This is a genomic window from Bacteroidota bacterium (assembly GCA_016720935.1).
Lineage (GTDB): Bacteria > Bacteroidota > Bacteroidia > AKYH767-A > 2013-40CM-41-45 > JADKJP01.
Map to the genome: position 1 here is coordinate 814,015 of JADKJP010000006.1, position 21,830 is coordinate 835,844.

The 21,830-nt window shown below is 43.2% G+C and carries 11 protein-coding genes; 6 read left to right on the plus strand and 5 right to left on the minus strand.

The window, feature by feature from the left end:
- Positions 1-47 precede the first annotated feature (47 nt).
- The 5 genes from IPP86_11660 (at position 48) to IPP86_11680 (ending at position 12,325) form a co-directional block, all read left to right on the plus strand.
- The gene (locus IPP86_11660; GenBank protein MBL0139169.1) at positions 48-977 is read left to right on the plus strand and encodes a type IX secretion system membrane protein PorP/SprF; all 930 of its coding nucleotides are present in this window, start codon (positions 48-50) and stop codon (positions 975-977) included.
- Positions 978-1,209: 232 nt separating this feature from the next.
- Positions 1,210-3,135: an OmpA family protein gene (locus tag IPP86_11665; GenBank protein MBL0139170.1), complete on the plus strand. Its 1,926-nt coding sequence runs from the start codon at positions 1,210-1,212 to the stop codon at positions 3,133-3,135.
- A 330-nt stretch (positions 3,136-3,465) separates the two neighbouring features.
- Positions 3,466-9,201 (plus strand): gliding motility-associated C-terminal domain-containing protein, encoded by a 5,736-nt coding sequence (locus IPP86_11670; GenBank protein MBL0139171.1) that lies wholly within the window; start codon positions 3,466-3,468, stop codon positions 9,199-9,201.
- A 71-nt stretch (positions 9,202-9,272) separates the two neighbouring features.
- A complete protein-coding gene (locus IPP86_11675; GenBank protein ID MBL0139172.1) occupies positions 9,273-10,202 on the plus strand; it encodes a type IX secretion system membrane protein PorP/SprF in 930 nt (309 codons plus the stop codon).
- A 206-nt stretch (positions 10,203-10,408) separates the two neighbouring features.
- Positions 10,409-12,325: an OmpA family protein gene (locus IPP86_11680; GenBank protein ID MBL0139173.1), complete on the plus strand. Its 1,917-nt coding sequence runs from the start codon at positions 10,409-10,411 to the stop codon at positions 12,323-12,325.
- Between the two features lie 81 nt (positions 12,326-12,406).
- On the opposite strand, the gene IPP86_11685 is transcribed toward IPP86_11680, so the two are convergent.
- From IPP86_11685 to IPP86_11700, 4 genes are all read right to left on the minus strand, one after another.
- Positions 12,407-13,759 (minus strand): hypothetical protein, encoded by a 1,353-nt coding sequence (locus tag IPP86_11685; GenBank protein ID MBL0139174.1) that lies wholly within the window; start codon positions 13,757-13,759, stop codon positions 12,407-12,409.
- A 69-nt stretch (positions 13,760-13,828) separates the two neighbouring features.
- Positions 13,829-17,215: a T9SS type A sorting domain-containing protein gene (locus IPP86_11690; protein ID MBL0139175.1), complete on the minus strand. Its 3,387-nt coding sequence runs from the start codon at positions 17,213-17,215 to the stop codon at positions 13,829-13,831.
- 54 nt (positions 17,216-17,269) lie between these two features.
- The gene (locus IPP86_11695) at positions 17,270-17,587 is read right to left on the minus strand and encodes a hypothetical protein (protein ID MBL0139176.1); all 318 of its coding nucleotides are present in this window, start codon (positions 17,585-17,587) and stop codon (positions 17,270-17,272) included.
- Between the two features lie 308 nt (positions 17,588-17,895).
- Positions 17,896-19,071, minus strand: a complete 1,176-nt coding sequence (locus IPP86_11700) for a sigma-54-dependent Fis family transcriptional regulator (GenBank protein MBL0139177.1) — start codon at positions 19,069-19,071, stop codon at positions 17,896-17,898.
- Positions 19,072-19,181: 110 nt separating this feature from the next.
- Here IPP86_11700 and IPP86_11705 point away from each other — a divergent pair, with 110 nt between their 5' ends.
- Positions 19,182-20,345: a hypothetical protein gene (locus IPP86_11705; GenBank protein MBL0139178.1), complete on the plus strand. Its 1,164-nt coding sequence runs from the start codon at positions 19,182-19,184 to the stop codon at positions 20,343-20,345.
- A gap of 55 nt (positions 20,346-20,400) precedes the next feature.
- Here IPP86_11705 and IPP86_11710 read toward each other — a convergent pair whose 3' ends face one another.
- Positions 20,401-21,828 carry a glycosyltransferase family 2 protein gene (locus tag IPP86_11710; protein ID MBL0139179.1) on the minus strand — a complete coding sequence of 476 codons (1,428 nt, stop codon included), beginning with the start codon at positions 21,826-21,828 and terminating at the stop codon, positions 20,401-20,403.
- Positions 21,829-21,830: the final 2 nt, after the last annotated feature.

Sequence of the window (21,830 nt, forward strand, 5' to 3'; positions counted from 1 at the left end):
TTTTGAAATCATCGGAATCATTCAGAAAGAAAATTAAAAAAGAATCCATGAAAAGAATCTTGACGTTGTTGATGCTGCTGACGGGACTGAGCAGTTACGCTCAGCAGGACATCCTGGTAAGTCAGTACATGTTTAATCATTTGCTGCTGAACCCGGCGTATGCGGGGAGCAAGGATTACATGATGGCGAGTTTGTTGTACCGCAAACAGTGGGTCGACTTTAAAGGAGCGCCGGAGACACAGGTCGCTTCGGTGCATGGTCCATTGGGTCTGACGCATTTTGGCTGGGGCGTATTGCTGAGCCACGACAAAATCGCGGTGACGGATCGTACGGATGCATATCTGAACGCTGCATATCATCTGCCTGTAGGCAAGAAGATGAAACTGTCGGTAGGTCTTCGCGCTGGCGGTGGTTACTACAGCTATAAGAACAGTGATTTAAAATACTGGGACACGGGCGATCCTGCTTTTGCGGGCGACCAGGTGTCGAAGTTCCTGCCCAATGTAGGAGCGGGAGCGTATTTGTATACGGATAAATTTTACGCCGGACTGTCGGTACCGACGATCATCAGTTACGATCCGAGCAAAAGCCTGAGTGTGGATGTAGCCAGTGGAGAAGTAGTGCCTCATCAGGTGCGTCACTATTTTGGAACAGTAGGTGTGGTGCTTCCGGTGCATCCGGATGTGGTGCTCAAACCAAGTGTGCTTGTAAAATATGTACAGAACGCACCGGTAGAAGCGGACTTCAATTTGAATGTACTATTGGCCAATACAATCTGGATCGGCGGAAGCTACCGTACGGGCGACAGCTTTGTGGCGCTGCTGGAACTTCAGCTGAGCCGTAAACTTCGTTTGGGCTATAGCTATGACTTCACGTTTACGGATATAAAAGATTACAGCTCGGGCTCTCATGAGATTATGCTGGGCTATGATTTTGGATACGATATTATGAAGATCAAGACACCGAGATATTTTTAATTGGAGATTTTGGATTGTTGATTTTAGATTGTTGATTTTAGATTGAATTAGTGGTCGAAGAATTTTTTATCAATAACTAAATAACCCAATAACCCAATAACTCAATAACCCAATAACCCAATAACTCAATAACCCAATAACTCAATAACCGAATAACTCAATAACCGAATAACCCATTAACTCAATAACCAACCCGGAGACCGAAAAAGGGGAGCCGGAACTCACATAGATCATGACAAAAACTTTTTCCAGGATAGCAGCGGGCACGGCAGTAGTACTGATGCTGGGCAGCTGCGCAAGTTACCACATGCGTCAGGGTAACCGTATGTATTCGGATCTGGCCTATAGCAGTGCGATTGAAGAATACCAAAAGGCCCTGGGGAAGAAAAATTTTCCGGAAGGACAGATCAAACTGGCCGAATGCTATCGGTTGACCAACAATCTTGGCAAAGCGGAAGAGGCGTATGGCAAGGTGATGCAGCTCAAAGAAGTGCAGCCGGTTCACCGTTTGCGTTATGCGCAGCTGCTTATGCGGAGCGGCAAATACGAACAGGCGAAAAATTATTTTGATCAGTATCTTGGCAGCCAGCCGACGGACGAAGGAGCACGCAAACTACGCAACAGCTGCGACAGTATTACACGGTGGCAGACCGACAGCGCCCGCTACACACTTGAAAAGAGCGGAGTCAATACGGGTCAGAGTAACTTCAGTCCGGTGTGGTATAAAGACGGAATCGTTTTTGTGAGCGACCGCACACCGGGCAAAGGCAGTACGAAAACCTACGAGTGGACAGGCCGTCCGTTTTTGGATTTGTATTATTCCAAAAGCGATGGCAAAGGAGGCTATGGCAGTCCGGAACTGATGCGAGGAGAACTCAATGGAATCTACCACGAAGGTCCTGCAAGCTTCAGCAGCAAAGGCGATACGGTATACTTCACACGGAATACGTATGTAAAGAAGAAAGTAAAGAAATCGGATGATGATGTGGTGATCTTAAAGATCTGCCAGGGCATCAAGAAAGACAGTACCTTCAGAGAGATCACGGACTTTGCCTACAACAGCATTGATTACAGTACGGGTCACCCGAGCTTAAGCAAAGACGGCAACATGCTTTATTTTGTGAGCGACATGCCGGGCGGTCAGGGCGGAACGGATGTTTACCAGTGTAAGAAAGTGAACGGACAGTGGAGCAAACCGGAAAACCTGGGCTCTGCGATCAACAGTCCGTACAACGAACTGTTCCCGATGATCTGGCAGGATTCGGTACTGTACTTCAGTTCGGAAGGCCATTACGGCATGGGCGGACTGGATGTGTTCAGCAGTACCAGAGAAGGTGGCAGCTGGAGCCGTCCACAGAACATGGGCTATCCGCTGAACACGAGCTACGATGATTTTGGCATCGCGCTGAACGACAGCGGAACGGCAGGACTGGTATCGAGTAACCGGAATACACAGAATACGACCCAGGATAATATCTACTCCTTCGCGGTGAATGATCTTCGCTTCAGTCTGGAAGGAATCGCAGTTGAGAAATCGACACAGGAACCGCTGTCGGGAGTAGTGGTGGAACTGACCAACAAGAAGAGTGGCAAAAAGGAAAGCGTAACCACGGGACCTGACGGAAAGTTTTTCTTTAAACTGAACCCGGAAACGGATTATGTGGTGGTGGGCAGCAGAGACAGTTACTTTACCAATACGGAACCGGTCAGTACGGTAGGGAAGAAGCGGAGCGAGAATATGTTTGTGAAGCTGAAGCTGGAGATGGAACAGATTGTGGTGAACAAACCGATCGTGCTGGAGAACATCTATTACGATCTTGACAAATACAACATTCGTCCGGATGCGGCTGAAGGGTTGGATAAGCTGGTAGGCATCATGAAAGACAATCCGGAGATCTCGATCGAGCTGAGTTCACATACAGACTCCAGAGCGGAAGACAAATACAACATGACTTTGTCACAGAAGCGTGCAGAATCAGCGGTGAGTTACCTGGTGAGTCACGGCATCGCCGCAGAGCGAATGATGGCCAAAGGTTATGGAGAATCCCGCCTGGTGAATGGCTGCAGCAACGGAGTGGAATGTACCGAAGAACAACATCAGGCCAACCGCAGAACAGAGTTCAAGGTGACCAGGATGGAAAAGAAGGCACAGGAATAAAAAGATAATTTACGATTTGAAACCGGGGAACTCAACAGGAGTTTCCCGGTTTTTTTTTGAATCAAATTTCAAATCACGATGAAAATATATTCATAATGAAAAAGTAATTCAGACTTTTCGATGATAGAAATTTTGGAATTCAGCTCTTATAAAAGCTGACGATAATCTGATGTTAAAACTCTCATTTTCTGTTAATAAAAGTGTTCATAAGGAAGACATGTATAGAGTGATTTAATAGACTGTGAAATACGAACTTGCAACGTTGAAGTAAGCTTGTTTGAAAAGCGTTTAAACAGGCACGTGTTATTTTACATTACTCTATCCCTCCTAATGAAACAATTATTCCATATGCCGGCAAAAAGAAAATCAGGTACAGGTAAATTCTCCATATCATCCTTTGTTTTGTTGATTTTGTTTTTTGTTTCTACATCTCAGAAAACATTCGCAACACATTCATCCGGAGCGGATTTGACATACACTTGGGTGAGTGGTAATACATATACCGTTACTGTATCCTTTTACAGGGATTGCGCCGGTGTTGCGGCTCCGGGAACTGTGACGCTGAACGCGAAATCAATATCGTGTAGTAAAAACCAGAATTTCACTTTGAATCTGGTTCCGGGTACCGGACAGGAAATTACTTTTCCATGCAGAACAGTAGTGACAAAGTGTACAGATATAAATTCCCCTTATGCAGGTTATCAGCAATATGTTTACAAGAACAATGTCACACTTCCCCAACAATGTACTGATTGGGTGCTGAGTTTTTATGTGTGTTGCCGGAATTGCGCGATTACTACTTTGAACAATCCTTGCAGCGACAATATGTATGTTGAAGCAACATTGAACAACCTTGCTTTTCAATCGAACAGCTCACCTCAGTTCACGAATATTCCTGTAGCCTTTGTTTGCGTAAATCAAAGCTTCACTTATAATCACGGTGTGTATGATCCGAATGGTGACTCACTTGTTTATTCTTTTATCACACCAAAGAAATACGATGCAGGTACAAATACAATTGGTACTGTAACTTTCAATCCGGGTTATTCAGCCTCGTCTCCATTGACTTCCAGTCCTGCTGTTAGCCTCAATGGTGTAACAGGAGACATTAATATGAATGCGACTGCAACAGGTGAAATTGGTGTAACGGCAATCCTTGTCAGGGAATATAGAAATGGGGTGCTGATCGGAAGTGTTATCCGTGATATGCAATTCCTGACCAAGATGTGTAATCCGAATTTATTACCAGTCGCATCCGGAATTAATGGTACTAACATTTTTGCAACAGTCGGCTGTCCTGGAAATACGCTTTCGTTTACCGTGAATTCTACCGACCCGAATCCTGCAGATACAATACTTATGTACTGGAACGATGTGATTCCCGGAGCTACATTTACTACTAATGGCGCCTTGAACCCAACCGGAACATTTACATGGACTCCAACACAAGCGGATGCTCGTTCACAGCCTTATTCCTTTATCGTAATTGTTCGTGACAACGCCTGTCCGACAAATGGGTCGCAAACATTTTCCTATTCTATCATGGTTCCTGTCATTGATGTGAATGTGAGCTCGCCCGGTTATAATGGTTACAATTTGCATTGTAACGGTGGTAGTGATGGTGCAATTACGGCTGTTGCTACGGGTGGTACATTGCCATACACCTATGCCTGGAATCCTACAGGACAAACAACACAAACTGCAACCGGACTGGGAGTTGGTACATATACTGTGACAGTTTCCGACGCAAGTGGTTGTACCAAAACTAATTCTACCACACTAACTGCTCCACCCACAATTGTCACTTCAACAGTTGCCTCTTCAACGGATGTGAGTTGTTTCGGTGGTGCTGATGGAACTGCAACCGCTTCCGGTTCGGGGGGATTGACACCTTATTCTTATTCATGGTCTCCGGGTGGACAAACAACTCTGACAGCAACCGGATTGAATGCGAATACATATATAGTAACCATCACTGACAGGAATAGTTGCACGAGTTCGGATACCATTCAGATTACAGAACCAACAGTTCTGAATGCTTCCATTTCAGGTTTTACAAATGTTACTTGTAATGGCAATGCCAATGGTACCATTTCTACCAGTGTGAGCGGGGGTACATCTCCGTACACACATTCCTGGTCGAATGGAGCAACCACCGCCAATATCACTGCTCTGGCTCCCGGAACGTATACCGACACAGTTCGTGATTCAAAAGGCTGTCAGCAACTGATCAGTCAGGTTATCACACAGCCAGGTGCAGCTGTTGGTATTCCTGCATCATCCGTTTCAACTACCAATGTTCTTTGTAATGGTGGCTTCAGTGGAACGGCAAATATTGTTCCATCAGGTGGAACGGCTCCTTATACTATTTCATGGTCAAATGGTGATGCCGGTTTGAGCGCGGACAGTTTATTCGCGGGAACATATACAGTGACCGTTGTTGACGCCAACTTATGTACTTTCGATACGACAGTAAATATTACAGAACCTCAGGTCTTATCGTCTTCCTTTATAAATTTCTCGACTACTCCCGGTGGAACGAATATCGCTTGTAACGGTGACGCGACCGGAACTGTGAAAGTAACGGTGCTCGGAGGGACATCGCCATACAGTTATTCCTGGTCAAATGGTTCAACAGTTGATTCCATAGCATTAGTTACTGCGGGTACATATATTGTAACGGTTACAGATAATAATGGATGTACACTTTCGGATACAACTACATTGACAGAACCCACGTTGTTACAAGATTCCCTGATCGTTCATGATGTAATTTGTAAGGGAGAAGCGTCCGGTTGGATCAAAACTGTCGCTTATGGTGGTTCATCACCATATAGTTATTCCTGGAACCCGCTTTCACAAACTACAGATAGCATTGGTGGATTGTTTGCCGGTTTTTATGATGTCACCATCACCGATGTGAATGGTTGTTCTATTCTGGATACTGTAACAGTAACAGAACCGGATACACTTGTTCCGCTCATTACTGCCATCCAGTTTTTCGGGGATGTGAATGTGAGATGTTTTGGTGATTCATCCGGAACTGTGTGGGCACAGGTAACCGGGGGAACTTCACCTTACACTTATTTGTGGTCAACAAGTTCGGCTAATGATTCAGTATTCAATCAGCCAGCGGGCGATCTTGAATTGCTGGTGCGTGATGTCAACGGTTGTTCTATTCTCGGCAATACAACCCTGGTACAACCAACTCCGTTCAACTATGCTCCGGTTATTCAGCAGCCAAGATGTTTTGGAGATTCATCCGGTTACGTGATTTTGAATGCTTCCGGAAGTGTCGGACCTTATACATATGCATGGTCATCAGGAGCGACAACTGATTCTTGTGGTCATTTGACATCCGGAACAGTTTACGCGATTGTTACTGACGTGAACAGTTGTACCGACAGTGTTGGATTTGTTCTTCCGAATCCTGATTCACTGACAACTCCTGCGGTCACAACTGATTTTCAGGGATACAGTGTGGCGTGTAATGGCGGAAGCAATGGATATATTGTTTTGCATGTAAGTGGGGGAGACGGGAATTACACTTATTCATGGTCCAATACCGCTACAACAGATAGTATATTCGGACTTAACGCAGGGACATATACTGTCACTATCCTTGATGGAAATGGTTGCCGCAAAGATACAAGTGTTACTTTGTCAGAACCTCCTGTCCTGGATGATACCTTACTGGCAACGTCATTCAACGGTGGTGTGAATATTTCTTGTTTTGGTTACAATGATGGTACAGCATATTCTACTGTCACCGGAGGTGTTCCGCCTTATCAATACCTATGGTCGAACGGAGATGTTGCGGATTCGGCAGTGGGCCTCACCGCGGGAACATATTACCTTACTGTAACTGACAGCAATGGTTGCCAGCATACTGATTCTATCGCCTTCACGCAGCCGATTCCTGTTAACCTCTCCGCTACTTTGTCAACTTTTAACGGTTACAATGTTCCATGTAATGGAGATTCGCTTGCTTGTGTTACCCTTGCAGTAGGAGGTGGAAATGCTCCATACACATATGTTTGGGATATTCAGGATACAGCGACTGGATCGCAATTGTGTAATCTCCCTGCCGATACAATCAACGTGAGAATCTTTGACGCGAATGGTTGTACGCTCGATACTACATTCATTCTTACTGAACCTCTTCCATTAGGTCCGAATGCTACACTTTCAGGATTTAACGGTTTCAATATTTCATGTAATGGATCCGCGGATGGATTCATCAACCTTAGCGTCAGTGGTGGTGTTACACCAATTGATTATTTGTGGTCCAATACTGAAACAACCCAGAATATCACCGGATTAGTTGCCAATACTTACAGTGTCAATATCACTGATGCAAATGGTTGCATTGATTCAGCAAGTTTCACTCTCACCGAGCCACCCGCTATCACAAATACAGTTAGTTCTACTCCGACTACATGCGGACAATCAAATGGTACTGCTACTGTAACCATGACCGGTGGACTCACTCCTTATTCATACAGCTGGAGTCCCGGCGGACAAACTACTGCTACTGCAACCGGATTGGCTCCGAATACTTATTATATCACAATTACAGACAGCGTTAATTGCACACATTTAGATAGTGTGGTTGTGAGCGCTTTACCGGTTATTGCTGCAAGTATTGCTTCGCAATCTGATAATCTTTGTTTTGGTTCCGCCATTGGTAATGCAACTCTTTCACTTTCCGGTGGAACTTCTCCTTTCACATATGTATGGTCGAATGGTGATACAGGAATTACAGCAGATAGTCTGCCGGCAGGACTTATTTCTGTTACCATAACTGATTCAAATAATTGTACGGGATCAGCATCAACGACCATTACCGAACCTGCACAAATTGTTCCAACTGTTACAGGAACTGATGCACTATGCAGTGGGGTCAATGACGGTTCTGCTTCTGTAAGTGTAGCCGGTGGAACATCTCCATTTAGTTATTCATGGTCAAATGGAGATTCGGGTTCCTTGTCTGATAGTCTCGGAGCAGGTTATGCAGTGGTTACTATTACTGACAACAATTCCTGTACTGTACTCGATTCAGTGAATATACTTCAGCCTTCATCTATTGTATCATCCATTACTACGACATCTCCTGTGAGTTGCAATAGTGGAGATAATGGATCCGCAATTGTTGCTGCTCCTTCCGGTGGAACAAGTCCTTATACATATTTGTGGTCCAATGGTGATGCAACACCTACAGCAGATAGTCTTACTGCCGGTCCGGTTACCGTAGTAATTACAGATGCAAATGGATGTACGTTGTCCTTAAATGGATCGATCACTCAGCCGGTAGCTATAGCGATCAATGCGACTTCCACAAATGTCACTTGTTATGGTGATGCGGATGGTGCCGCTAATGCAGCAGTTTCCGGAGGAACAAGTCCATACAGTTATGCATGGTCTCCAAGCGGTGGAACAGCGGTTTCGGCTTCAGGTCTGGCACCGGGAACCTATACTGTTACAGTAACTGATGGAAACAATTGTACCAGCACTTCTTCTGTAGTCATCACACAGCCGAACCAGATTCTTGCACAAGCTGGATCAGATCAAGCCGGTTGTGATCCTGTGTTTGCTCTCGATGCGCAGTTGAGTGGCAGCGTGACAGGAACATGGAGTCATCTTACAGGAAATGCGACTTTCAGTAGTATTTCTTCTCCAAACGCAACTGTCACCAATCTTTCTGATGGTGCCAATATTCTCCTTTGGACGATTACCGATGGAACATGTTATGGATACGATACTGTACAAATTACAATCAGCCCTGCTGCTGACTGTGATCTGGATCTTCCTTCCGCATTTTCTCCAAATGGTGATCAGTTCTCTGAGTATTATGAAATCCACGGAATAAACAAATATCCTGAAAATACATTCATCGTCTTCAACCGTTGGGGCAATGAAGTTTACAGAAAAGAAAATTATAAAAACAACGACTGGAACGGTCAGAATAAGGATGGCGATCCATTACCGGAAGGAACTTATTTTGTTGTGCTTTCTATCAAGAATTCTGATATCCGTAAAAACACTTACGTGGATCTGAGAAGATAATTGATTGAAGAAAAGAATTAGTTCGTAAAATTTTGAAAGCACGTTTGATTGAAGTATAAATTAATTTGCCCATGAAAAGAATCTTGACGTTGTTGATGCTGCTGACGGGACTGAGCAGTTATGCTCAGCAGGACATCCTGGTAAGTCAGTACATGTTTAATCATTTGCTGCTGAACCCGGCGTATGCGGGGAGCAAGGATTACATGATGGCGAGTTTGTTGTACCGCAAACAGTGGGTCGACTTCAAAGGAGCCCCGGAGACACAGGTTGCCTCGGTGCATGGTCCATTGGGTCTGACGCATTTTGGCTGGGGCGTTTTGCTGAGCCACGACAAGATCGCGGTGACGGATCGTACGGATGCATATCTGAACGCGGCGTATCATCTGCCTGTCGGCAAGAAGATGAAACTGTCGGTAGGTCTTCGCGCTGGCGGTGGTTACTACAGTTATAAGAACAGTGATTTAAAATACTGGGACACGGGAGATCCTGCTTTCGCGGGCGATCAGGTGTCGAAGTTCCTGCCCAATGTAGGAGCGGGAGCGTATTTGTATACGGATAAATTTTACGCCGGACTGTCGGTACCGACGATCATCAGTTACGATCCGAGCAAAAGCCTGAGTGTGGATGTAGCCAGCGGAGAAGTAGTCCCTCACCAGGTGCGTCACTATTTTGGAACAGTAGGTGTTGTGCTTCCGGTGCATCCGGATGTGGTGCTCAAACCAAGTGTGCTGGTAAAATATGTACAGAACGCACCGGTAGAAGCGGACTTCAATTTGAATGTACTATTGGCCAATACGATCTGGATCGGCGGAAGCTACCGTACGGGCGACAGCTTTGTGGCGCTGCTGGAATTGCAGCTGAGCCGTAAACTACGTTTGGGCTATAGCTATGACTTCACGTTTACGGATATAAAAGATTACAGCTCGGGCTCTCATGAGATTATGCTGGGCTATGATTTTGGATACGATATTATGAAGATCAAGACACCGAGATATTTTTAATTGGAGATTTTGGATTGTTGATTGGAGATTTTGGATTGTTGATTTTAGATTGAATTAGTGGTCGAAGAATTTTTTATCAATAACTAAATAACCCAATAACCCAATAACTCAATAACCCAATAACCCAATAACCCAATAACCAATAACCAATAACTCAATAACTCAATAACGAATAACTAACAACCAACCCGGAACTCACAAAGATCATGATAAGAAACTTTTCCAGGATAGTAGCGAGCCTTGCAGTAGTACTGATGCTGGGCAGCTGCGCAAGTTACCACATGCGTCAGGGTAACCGTATGTATTCGGATCTGGCCTATAGCAGTGCGATTGAAGAATACCAAAAGGCCCTGGGGAAGAAAAATTTTCCGGAAGGACAGATTAAACTGGCCGAATGCTATCGGTTGACCAACAATCTTGGTAAAGCGGAAGAGGCGTATGGCAAAGTGATGCAGCTCAAAGAAGTGCAGCCGGTTCACCGTTTGCGTTATGCGCAGCTGCTGATGCGGAGCGGCAAATACGAACAGGCGAAAAATTATTTTGATCAGTACCTTGGCAGCCAGCCGACGGATGAAGGAGCACGCAAACTGCGCAACAGCTGCGACAGTATTACACGGTGGCAGACCGACAGCGCCCGCTACACACTTGAAAAGAGCGGAGTCAATACGGGTCAGAGTAACTTCAGTCCGGTGTGGTATAAAGACGGAATCGTTTTTGTGAGCGACCGCACACCGGGCAAAGGCAGTACGAAAACGTACGAGTGGACAGGCCGTCCGTTTTTGGATTTGTATTATTCCAAAAGCGATGGCAAAGGAGGCTATGGCAGTCCGGAACTGATGCGAGGAGAACTCAATGGAATCTACCACGAAGGTCCTGCAAGCTTCAGCAGCAAAGGCGATACGGTATACTTCACACGGAATACGTATGTAAAGAAGAAAGTAAAGAAATCGGATGATGATGTGGTGATCTTAAAGATCTGTCAGGGCATCAAGAAAGACAGCACCTTCAGAGAGATCACGGACTTTGCCTACAACAGCATTGATTACAGTACGGGTCACCCGAGCTTAAGCAAAGATGGCAACACGCTTTATTTTGTGAGCGACATGCCGGGCGGTCAGGGCGGCACGGATGTTTACCAGTGCAAGAAAGTGAACGGACAGTGGAGCAAACCGGAAAACCTGGGCTCTACGATCAACAGTCCGTACAACGAACTGTTCCCGATGATCTGGCAGGATTCGGTATTGTACTTCAGTTCGGAAGGCCATTACGGCATGGGCGGACTGGATGTGTTCAGCAGTACCAGAGAAGGTGGCAGCTGGAGCCGTCCACAGAACATGGGCTATCCGCTGAACACGAGCTACGATGATTTTGGCATCGCGCTGAACGACAGCGGAACGGCAGGACTGGTATCGAGTAACCGGAATACCCAGAATACGACCCAGGATAATATCTACTCCTTCGCGGTGAATGATCTTCGCTTCAGTCTGGAAGGAATCGCCGTTGAGAAATCGACACAGGAACCACTGCCGGGAGTAGTTGTGGAACTGACCAACAAGAAGAGTGGCAAAAAGGAGAGCGTAACCACGGGACCGGACGGAAAGTTTTTCTTCAAACTGAACCCGGAAACGGATTATGTGGTGGTGGGAAGCAGAGACAGCTACTTTACCAATACGGAACCGGTCAGCACGGTAGGGAAGAAGCGTAGCGAGAATATGTTTGTGAAGCTGAAGCTGGAGATGGAACAGATCGTGGTAAACAAACCGATCGTGCTGGAGAACATCTATTACGATCTTGACAAATACAACATTCGTCCGGATGCGGCTGAAGGGTTGGATAAGCTGGTAGGCATCATGAAAGACAATCCGGAGATCTCGATCGAGCTGAGTTCGCATACAGACTCCAGAGCGGAAGACAAATACAACATGACTTTGTCACAGAAGCGTGCTGAATCAGCGGTGAGTTACCTGGTGAGTCATGGCATCGCCGCAGAGCGTATGATGGCCAAAGGTTATGGAGAATCCCGACTGGTGAATGGCTGCAGCAACGGAGTGGAATGTACCGAAGAGCAACATCAGGCCAACCGCAGAACAGAGTTCAAGGTGACCAGGATGAATTTGAAATAAATTTCATCATCAAGAAAAGGAAATAAAAAGGAAAAGCCTCTCAGATTCTGAGAGGCTTTTCCTTTTGTCTTGTGCTTACATTTATCCTTTGGTGACTTTCGTGCTTATTTTTTTATTGTCAAAAATCAGGTTCAGTGTGTATTCTCCACGCTCAAGATTAACCTGATCTTTAAATACATGAACATTTTTTCCTTTTGGAGCTTCAAAGGTTTCTGAGCTTATTACTTTTCCTTTTGCATCCGTTAATTGCATCCATACTCTTCCTGATTTTGGAAGAAAATAAGAGATGTCAAAACTATGTTCAAATTGTTGTGGGTTGATTCGTTCAATTGCGAAATCTTTTTCAGTCTTGAATTTAATAGCTGAAAGGGGATGAGTTACAAATTTTCCATTGAGGAAGGTTTGTCTAAGCCGGTAATAGACGATGCTCGTTGTCGCGGCTGTTTTGTCGGTGTATTCATATTCTTCACCTTCAGGTTTAGCCGGATTTGCTTTCACATTGCTCACATTCACAAAATCGACACCATTGATGGAGCGTTCTATAGTGAAGTAATCCACCTTGTCATTTGCCGAACTTGACCAATGTACTTTTACGACACCATCTTTTGGTTCAAGCATAAAATTGAGTAATGATTCAGCAAGCGGAGAAACCGAGCCGGTAGAACGAACGACAAGGTTGTCAAGAATAGCTTTGTCAACGCCATTCCCATTCATGTTTTTACCAATAATAATGTTTCCTGCATTTTTCCAATAGAGTGGGGCATTTGGATTACCCTGATGATTCCACACCATCACACTGTTCACGAAAATTTCAGCTTTACCCGAATTGGGTGAATAGATAAAACGATACGTACGGTACAGCGGATCATCCGGAACTTCATAATTGGTTTTTTCTTTTATCGATTCGCTTCCACCCTTTGCATTTTCTACTTTGTATTCAATGCTCAGGTAACCATTGTCGATTCCAAAATTGAAGTTATTTCCGCGACTAAAAAATGACCCTGAAGGTTCACTCTTTCGGTAGTCAATACTGATGTCTATCCCTTCCTGGTTGAATAGTTCTGTACCTTCAATTTCGAGATTGATATCCTTGCCATTCGGTCCTGGCGAAAGTCCATTCGTAGAGGATCTGCCACCGGTAGCACTGTGAGCATCTTTTCCGGATTTTATTCCATCAGGACCTAAAGTTGCCATTGTGACCGGGTCTTTTTCCCATGTGAATTCAGTCAGAATTTCTCCTGTTGTATTCAGGGCGATTCCCCCACCTTCACTACCGTTTCCGGAAGCTCTTGTTTTGCTCAGGTTATTAAAATTCAGATATACCAGCCACCCTAAAGTGAGCAGGAATACTCCTGAGAATGTAGCAATGACGATCATCAGCCTTGTTGACATTCTTGCCTTTTGACGATTCCGTGTACGTAATGATTTTTTCATATCGCGATGAACTTAAATTCTTAATTCTTAATTCTTAATTCTTAATTCTTAATTCTTAATTCTTAATTCTTAATTCTTAATCATCTTTCTACTCACCTTTTCATCATTGCAAACCAAATTCATAATGTAAATCCCTTTTTCAAGTTGGATTTGATCTGTAAATACAAACAGGTTATTTCCTTTATGCGCTTTAATTTTTTCTGTACGTAGAATTTGTCCATTTGAGTTCAGCAGGAGAAATTCAACTTCACCGTCATTCTCCATTGAGAAATTCACATTAAAGGAATCTGAAAATGGATTTGGACCGGCTGCGTCTATCTTGATAGAATTTGCTGGTGCCGGATTGTAATGGATTACCTCAACATTTGAGTAAGTGAACTTTCCGTCATAATCAGTTTGTTTCAACCGGTAATAGGATAATCCATTCATCGGTTTTTTATCTGTAACCCCATAGGTTAACAGGGTGGTGCTGTTTCCGGCTCCGTTGACGTGTTCTATAGATTCATAATTGATACCGTCTGTACTTCTTTCTACGTTGAAAAAGGAATTGTTGACTTCGGAGGCTGTTGCCCAATTGATCAATACTTCATTTCCGGTAACACTTGCTTTAAAATAGGAGAGTTCAATCGGGAGTGTAACGGAATTGGATGCAATGATCCAATGCGGAAATCCGCTTGCATTGATTACACTCACGGTACCGATTCCTGAATTTACTCCCGTACCACTGCCATGTGGTTCACTCCAGTGATCTGTTTCCCAATTTAAAATACTCAGGTTTCCGGATGCCAGTTCCGGCGATAATGTATTTTCTGAAGCAGGATAACTTAGAGTGACATTCGCGGTAATTCCACTTGCAGTAATATTCCACCACCGGTCAATTATTTTTGTAGTTGAAAGATCTGCTCCATCAATGGTTAAATTAATTCCACTGACTGCCGGAAATGGTTTGTTGTCCGAAGATGTACCACGTGTGGCAAATTGAATATCTGCAGGTGTTCCGGTAATCGGACTCATCAGTAGTGGAATGTAGGTTGTGGAATTTAGCCCGAAAGGAATTTCATGCGAACCGGAATCCATTTGTTTCCAGTTTAAAATCCCCGCATCGTCTTCGCTATAGAGATAACCGCTATTTCTTGTGATTCCTGAACTGTGTCCATTCATTAATGTAAGTGTATTGCCGGAAAGCCGTAATTCACCGCTTTCCAGATTAATCTGTCCTCTCACAGTAACATTGGAAGCATTCAGTTCTGCATAGGAACCACCACTTTTATTTATCTTCAGAATTCCATAGTTGTGATTGTTCGTGGTAGCAAGACCATTCCCCAGACCGGTGATAGTCTGATTTATTGTTCCCGAATATTCAATCACACTATTGGAGTCCAGCGTGAAATTCATATTTCCGGATGATGAAATAGCTGCAGCTGAAGTTCCTGTATAAAGTCCGTTGGAATGTTGAGTCGAAAGTGTTCCTCCGGAATCAACAGTAATTCCGCTATAGGTATAACTTCCTTCTGAAATAATTTGCTTATCCAACAAATCAAGTCTGGCTCCTGGATATATTTTTAAAAAATTGAGTGAAGCGGTATTTGATGAAGACAACAAAAGATTTCCTGCACCTATGCTCAGTTCAGAACCGGCGGCGACTTCCACTTTCACTTGTGTCATGGAATGGGTATTCGCTGTTCTGCTATATACCTGGGCTCCGTTTTTTGCAAATCGTAAAAGGCCATATACAGAACAGGATCCTGCTCCTGCATGCGTAATCAAGCCGGTTCCGCCAATAGAATATTGTGCACCATAAAGGTTTAAAATATTTTCCGCGCTGGAATTAGAGGTATTGTCGTCAAATGAAAATGTTCCTGCACTTTGGCTGAATGTGCCATTAATATTTAATGTAACAGGGTTCGGACTGGAAGTAGTTCCATTGCTATGCATGTAAAAATATCCACCACTTTGTGTGAAATTACCCGTCGCAGTTGCATTACAAATGCCGGAAGAACCTTTTAATGCAAGTGTTCCGCCTGAAATGGAAATGTTTCCTCCGATTGTGATATCAACCGTTCCTGCATTTCGTGAAAGAAAACATGTCCCGCCATTTACAATCACATCTCCACTGATAGTCAATGATGTTGTATGCGATGCAGAAGTTGTTCCATAATTGAAGGAAACAACTCCGCTATTGATTTGGAGATTCCCGCCAATAGTAACAGTCTCATCACCCGCTGCTGCTGAGCTTGTAAATTCAGCTGCTCCCGGACCAGAGAAAACAAGATTTCCTCCGACTGTGAAATTCACTTTTGCATTGTTAAGTGTAGCTCCGATACTTGATAGTGAGGTACACCGGAATTTATCTGCTGCTGAAGAAAAATTAATGGTACAATTATTATTGACTGTCAGTGAACTTGTATTTCCGACTACATGACAACCGGTTTGTCCCATGAAGATTCCACCCGTCAATGAGATATTACCAAAAACGGCTGTGAATGTCCCTGAAGCAAGTGTGGTTACATTATAAATAATTCGTGTATCACCTGTGCTTTGAAGATAAGTTCCACTTACCGTAAAACTGGCATTGCCATTGCAAACGTTTAAGATTCCACCGTTATTGATAATTTTTACGTTACCGATATTTGTAAAATTTCCACTGACCTGAACAGTAACATTTCCGTTTCCGTTATTGAGCCCGTAAAATACTCCACCGTTGTTTGTGACAGATCCTGTTGAAATTGTGAATGAACCGGGATGTGTTCCACTGTGACCATAAAACGATGAATTCACAGAAGTAAGAACAATGTTTCCAATACTTGTTGAACTGATGTTCCCGGACTTATCTAGAGTTACCCATCCCTGATTAACAGTGAGTGTACCCACAATCTGATGCGTCTGAAATTCGTTATTTTGATTCCATTCTACAATCGAACTGATAGCACCCGGACTGTTTATTTCCAGGTTGCCAAAATTTCCGGTGACAACAGAACCCAGCGCAACTGTATAATTGTACCAGTTTTTGATAATGAGAGTGCTGGTAGAAGAGAAGCTTTCTGCTCCTCTGGTAAACAAAGTGGCGTTTGCTGAGTTATTTGTTCCCGGATCCCAGGTAAAAACTGAAGCTGGACCTAATACAAAAGCTAATCCGGGTGAAGAAAGTGTAATTTCTCCTTTGTTCATTGTCGCGGTACCATTCACTGTGAAATTTCCGTTGATTGTAATTCTTTTGCTTGCAGTCCAAAGCAGTGTCCCTCCTGAATTTACAGTCAGGTTTTGTATGGTTTTATTATTGTCAATTGTCACAATATGCGAAGAGGCGATGACTGCATTGTCAGAGTTAGCTGGTACTCCGGATGGAGACCAAACTGTGGCATCTGTCCAGTTACCGCTTTTGACGGACGTTTTTGTAGCAGCCTGACTTACATTCACAACAAAGCACAGCACAACCGCGGTGAGAAGCAGTTTCATGAACTGAGTGCAGATTATTGTGAGTGCTTTTTTCAAGGAAATAATTGAAGCGGTTTACTGGAGATATGTCTGAGCATTTTCATGCAAAGGTTTCGCTTTGCGGATGTAGATTGTATTCGGATTATTGCTCAGTCGTGAATCAACAAAAGGAGCATCCATTGTTTTCTCGTTCATTGGCTGAAATTCCGGAGCAATCAAGACCTGAATCTCCGCACCGCTTTTGGCACTGCTTTTTCCAGATTGTGAGAAATTGAAAAACAACGTTACTCCGATGCAAATGAGCAAAAAGAATGATGCTGACAGGATAATTACCATCCGTCTCGACATTCTCTGACGTTGTCGTGTCCTGAAATTGATCATTTTCTTCTTCATGAAGATATTTTTAGGCTTATATTTTATACGCCGATATCAGTATTTAGCTGATTGGGAAAATGACAGTGCATTACATTTGTAAGATTTGTGGATTTTGAATAGAACCAGGCAGTGTATGTTAAATGAATGGTTCAAAAACCTTGATAATTTGTGAAATCTGAAAGAGTTATTAATTGGCCACCGTCTGATTTCTGAAAAAGTTTAAATTCCATATGTAAGATTCTCCTGAAGATTTCTTCTACAGGGATAAAAAATAAAAAAACCTCCATGTTTTCATGGAGGTTTTGGAATATATGATGCTTTACTTTTTATGAATTCGCAAATACCAGGTCTTCAGGAGTAATCACATTATTTTCCGACATGATCGCCGCGCGTTCAATTACGGCTTTCAATTCGCGGATATTACCGGGCCATTTGTAATCCATAAGGAATTTCGCAGCTTCCTTTGAAAGAACAACCTGTGGCATTTTATTTTCTTTGCAAAAATCAGTGAGGAATGTTTTGGAAAGAAGAATTACATCATCACCACGCTCATAAAGAGGAGGGAGCTGAATGAGAAATCCCTGGAGTCGATAAAACAAATCTTCTCTGAAATTTCCGGCCTTCACTTCATTCGCGAGATTTCTGTTTGTGGCAGCAATAACCCGTACATCCAATTTGATGGATTTGTTGGAGCCAATGCGTGTCACTTCTTTTTCCTGCAATACACGAAGCAGCTTGGTTTGAAGTGCAAGATCCATTTCTCCGATTTCATCGAGGAAGATAGTGCCTTCATTCGCTTCTTCGAATTTACCTATGCGTTTATCGCGTGCATCTGTAAAAGCTCCCTTTTCATGACCGAAAAGTTCGCTTTCGATCAGATCTGCCGGAATAGCTCCCATATTTACTGTAACGAAGGGCTTCCGGGCACGTGGGGAATTGTAATGAATTGATTTCGCTACAAGTTCCTTTCCGGTTCCGCTTTGACCTGTTACCAGGACCATGATATTGCTTTTTTCAACTTTTTGGATCAGTCTCAGCACTCTGAAAACAGCCCCGCTGTTACCAAGAATGGAAGTATATTTGTTACGATCAATAATCTGATCCTTCAGAGTTTCATTTTCCTGCTTTAACTTAACCGTTTTGCAGAGATTCTTTACAGAATTTTCCAGGTTCACAAGAGCATTATCGTTCTTGATAATGTAATCCACGGCACCTTTCTGGTAGGTCTCAATCACCACATCCAGTTTTTCCTGTCCGGATACCATGATGCACTGAATCTCCTGGTTGTAGTTTTTGATTTTTTCCATCAGCTCAATTCCGTTCATTCCGGGAAGCAAATAATCGATGGATACAATGTCAGGATTCTCGTGTAAATGGTTCAAACACTCTTCAGGAGTGAGAAAATGAGAGACTTCTGCAAAGTCTAGTTTTTCCAGCGATTTCTTAATCAGGTTGCCGAGGAACTGGTCATCCTCTACCACAAAAATTTTGGTTGTTGCCATGGTTTTTAAACACTATTGTGTGTATCTTTTTAGTCCGATAGCCCTTATTTTGTTGCATTCAGGGCCATTAATTAAAGTACATTTATGCACTAAACCTTACAGTTTTACGAATGAAAAGCCGTCTGATTCTGCTCACCATAGTACTTATTCTGGCTACCCCTCTTTGGATGAGAATTGCCTGGGAATTCAGCCCTAAGAAATCTCTGGATGTTCTGATCATTGATAAAACGGTTTTGAATCAGAACAGCTTCAAGCACCGTTCTGTGAACTGGATTCTCGATTATGAGAAATACATCAAAGCCGACAGCGCCTTTTACGATATCAACAAGGATTATTTTGGTTTTTTTCCTGAAGAGGATGAAAAATATTCGATTCATGATTTTGAAAAATTCAATGATCAGGAACTCGATAGCCTGGTCTCGATTTATGATCTGGCTTACTTTACAGATACTTATGGTGTCCTTGGTAATGAGTGGTACAGACACCGTGACGTAAATGAGAACTCAGAAAGCATTTATGGTGGTATGTCGGAAAAGGACTTGTTGTTTCTTAGAAAAATGAAAACGAAACAAAAGACCATTCTTGCGGAGTTTAATTCAATCGCTTTTCCGACACCCTTGGACGTAAGACAAAATTTCGAAAAATTGTTCGGGATAGAATGGACCGGCTGGATGGCACGGTATATTGCATCTCTTGATACCGTAAACAACCCGGATCTTCCAAAGTGGATCGTAAAAACATATAAGCAAACGCACAACGGAATCTGGAACTATAAAAAATCAGGAATTCTGTTTATTCATGAAAGCGGAAAAGTTCTGGTTCTTGAAGAGGGTAGGGAACTGTCAGAAGCTGTTCCAAAGATTTATACAGATATCAAATTTCAAAACCAATACAATGTGCCTTCTGTCATGATCTATCCTTATTGGATGGATATCATGGTTAATAGGAATGATACAAATGAGATTATGTCGAAGTACGTTCTGAATACAACAGCCAATGGATCCGCATTGCTTGCTGATAACGGGATTCCCAAAATATTTCCAGCAATTGTTCGACGTACAAAGGATTGCCGGTTCTATTACTTTTGTGGCGACTTCGCGGATAACCCCACTAAATTCAGATTCGCGAAATTGTCCGGGATAACAGGTTTGAAATTTTTGATGTACAATGCAGTAGATATTACCGACCGCAACCGATTCTTTTGGGAATTTTATCTTCCTTTAATGCAAAGAGTATTTCGGGATGCATACATCACCACCGGCAAAGGGAAATAATAATATTATAAGTGGATGTATTTAACCGTTGAATAAAATTCAATGATGACTGCCTTTATTTCTTTCTTGAAAATCCTGCACGTGTCATCTCTCCCCAGTTTTTCACACCTGTAAGCAAGTCCAGGTTTCCACGGATAGCATAATAAACTGTAAGTGGATGGATGATTAGTGGTTCGATAAAAGCGGTACCTAACAAGCGGAAAATGTCCCTTTTGCGTTTGTATTGATGGAAAGACAATTCTTCAAATAGAATCGCCGCGGTTGAATACATGATTGCAAACACATAGATGAGGCAGAATAGTGTGATAAATAATTCCACGTTCAGGATCCCCAGAAATGCCATCATGATCAGATACAAAAATGCAGTCATTTCTACGATTGGAGCCAGCCATTCGAAAAGAAACCAAAATGGCATGCTTATCATTCCAAGGAAATTGTAACGGGGATTAAAGATCAGTTTTTTATGAATCCACAATGTCTCTGCTGTACCACGCGTCCAGCGATTACGTTGTTTGCTCAGGATTTTCAGAGAGGAAGGAGCTTCTGTCCAGCACAATGGATCAGGAAGATAAACTACCCTGTATTTTTGTTTACGTTCTTCCATATAACGCCGCATGCGTATAACCAATTCCATATCCTCTCCAACAGTACGATGGTTATAACCCCCACAGGCGATGGCTATATTTTTATCGAACATCCCGAATGCACCTGAAATCAAAATCAATCCATTCAACCGGCTCCAGGCCATACGACCCAAAAGAAATGCACGGATGTATTCCAAAACCTGGATACGCGGTATGATCTGATCAGGAAGGTTTACACGAATGATTTTACCCTCGTCAACTTCACAGGAATTCGCGATCCGAACGACACCACCAACCGCAATAACCTTATCGGATTCGGTCTGCTCCATAAATGGTTTAACCATTTTGAGCAGGGATTCATATTCAAGAATACAATCCACATCGATAGCGGCAAAAATTCCATACCTCGAAACGTTTATACCCGCATTCAACGCGTCCGCTTTACCGCCATTGACTTTGTCTACAACAGTGAGCCGGCTCAGGGAAGGAATCCTGGATTTATAGACCGCTACAATGGGTTTGGATTCGAGTTTTTGTTCAATGGCGACAGGTGCCGCTTCCAGCTCATAGGCTTCGATCATTAACTGCAATGTATTGTCCTTACTGCCGTCATTCACGATGATGACTTCGAAATTGACATAGTGTATATTCAACAAAGACCGAACGTTCTCAACAATTGTTTTGGATTCGTTGTATGCAGGTGCAATGATCGAGATGGATGGGGCGGAAGGAGCAGTGAGAATATCTCTGTAATCAATGAAACTGTTTCTACGCATGTACTTTTTAATATCCATTGCGGAAAATGCGGAAAGGATAAAGTAGGTACAAAACAGCATTCCGCTATAGATCAAAATAAAATGATCCGCGAATTTTGTAAAGTAATAAAAAACTAATCCCATGG

Coding starts and splice junctions, on each gene's coding strand:
- IPP86_11695 (MBL0139176.1), bottom strand. CDS start 17,587: ATGAAGAAGAAAATGATCAATTTCAGGACACGACAACGTCAGAGAATG.
- IPP86_11680 (MBL0139173.1), top strand. CDS start 10,409: ATGATAAGAAACTTTTCCAGGATAGTAGCGAGCCTTGCAGTAGTACTG.
- IPP86_11700 (MBL0139177.1), bottom strand. CDS start 19,071: ATGGCAACAACCAAAATTTTTGTGGTAGAGGATGACCAGTTCCTCGGC.
- IPP86_11660 (MBL0139169.1), top strand. CDS start 48: ATGAAAAGAATCTTGACGTTGTTGATGCTGCTGACGGGACTGAGCAGT.
- IPP86_11685 (MBL0139174.1), bottom strand. CDS start 13,759: ATGAAAAAATCATTACGTACACGGAATCGTCAAAAGGCAAGAATGTCA.
- IPP86_11665 (MBL0139170.1), top strand. CDS start 1,210: ATGACAAAAACTTTTTCCAGGATAGCAGCGGGCACGGCAGTAGTACTG.
- IPP86_11690 (MBL0139175.1), bottom strand. CDS start 17,215: ATGAAACTGCTTCTCACCGCGGTTGTGCTGTGCTTTGTTGTGAATGTA.
- IPP86_11670 (MBL0139171.1), top strand. CDS start 3,466: ATGAAACAATTATTCCATATGCCGGCAAAAAGAAAATCAGGTACAGGT.
- IPP86_11675 (MBL0139172.1), top strand. CDS start 9,273: ATGAAAAGAATCTTGACGTTGTTGATGCTGCTGACGGGACTGAGCAGT.
- IPP86_11705 (MBL0139178.1), top strand. CDS start 19,182: ATGAAAAGCCGTCTGATTCTGCTCACCATAGTACTTATTCTGGCTACC.
- IPP86_11710 (MBL0139179.1), bottom strand. CDS start 21,828: ATGGGATTAGTTTTTTATTACTTTACAAAATTCGCGGATCATTTTATT.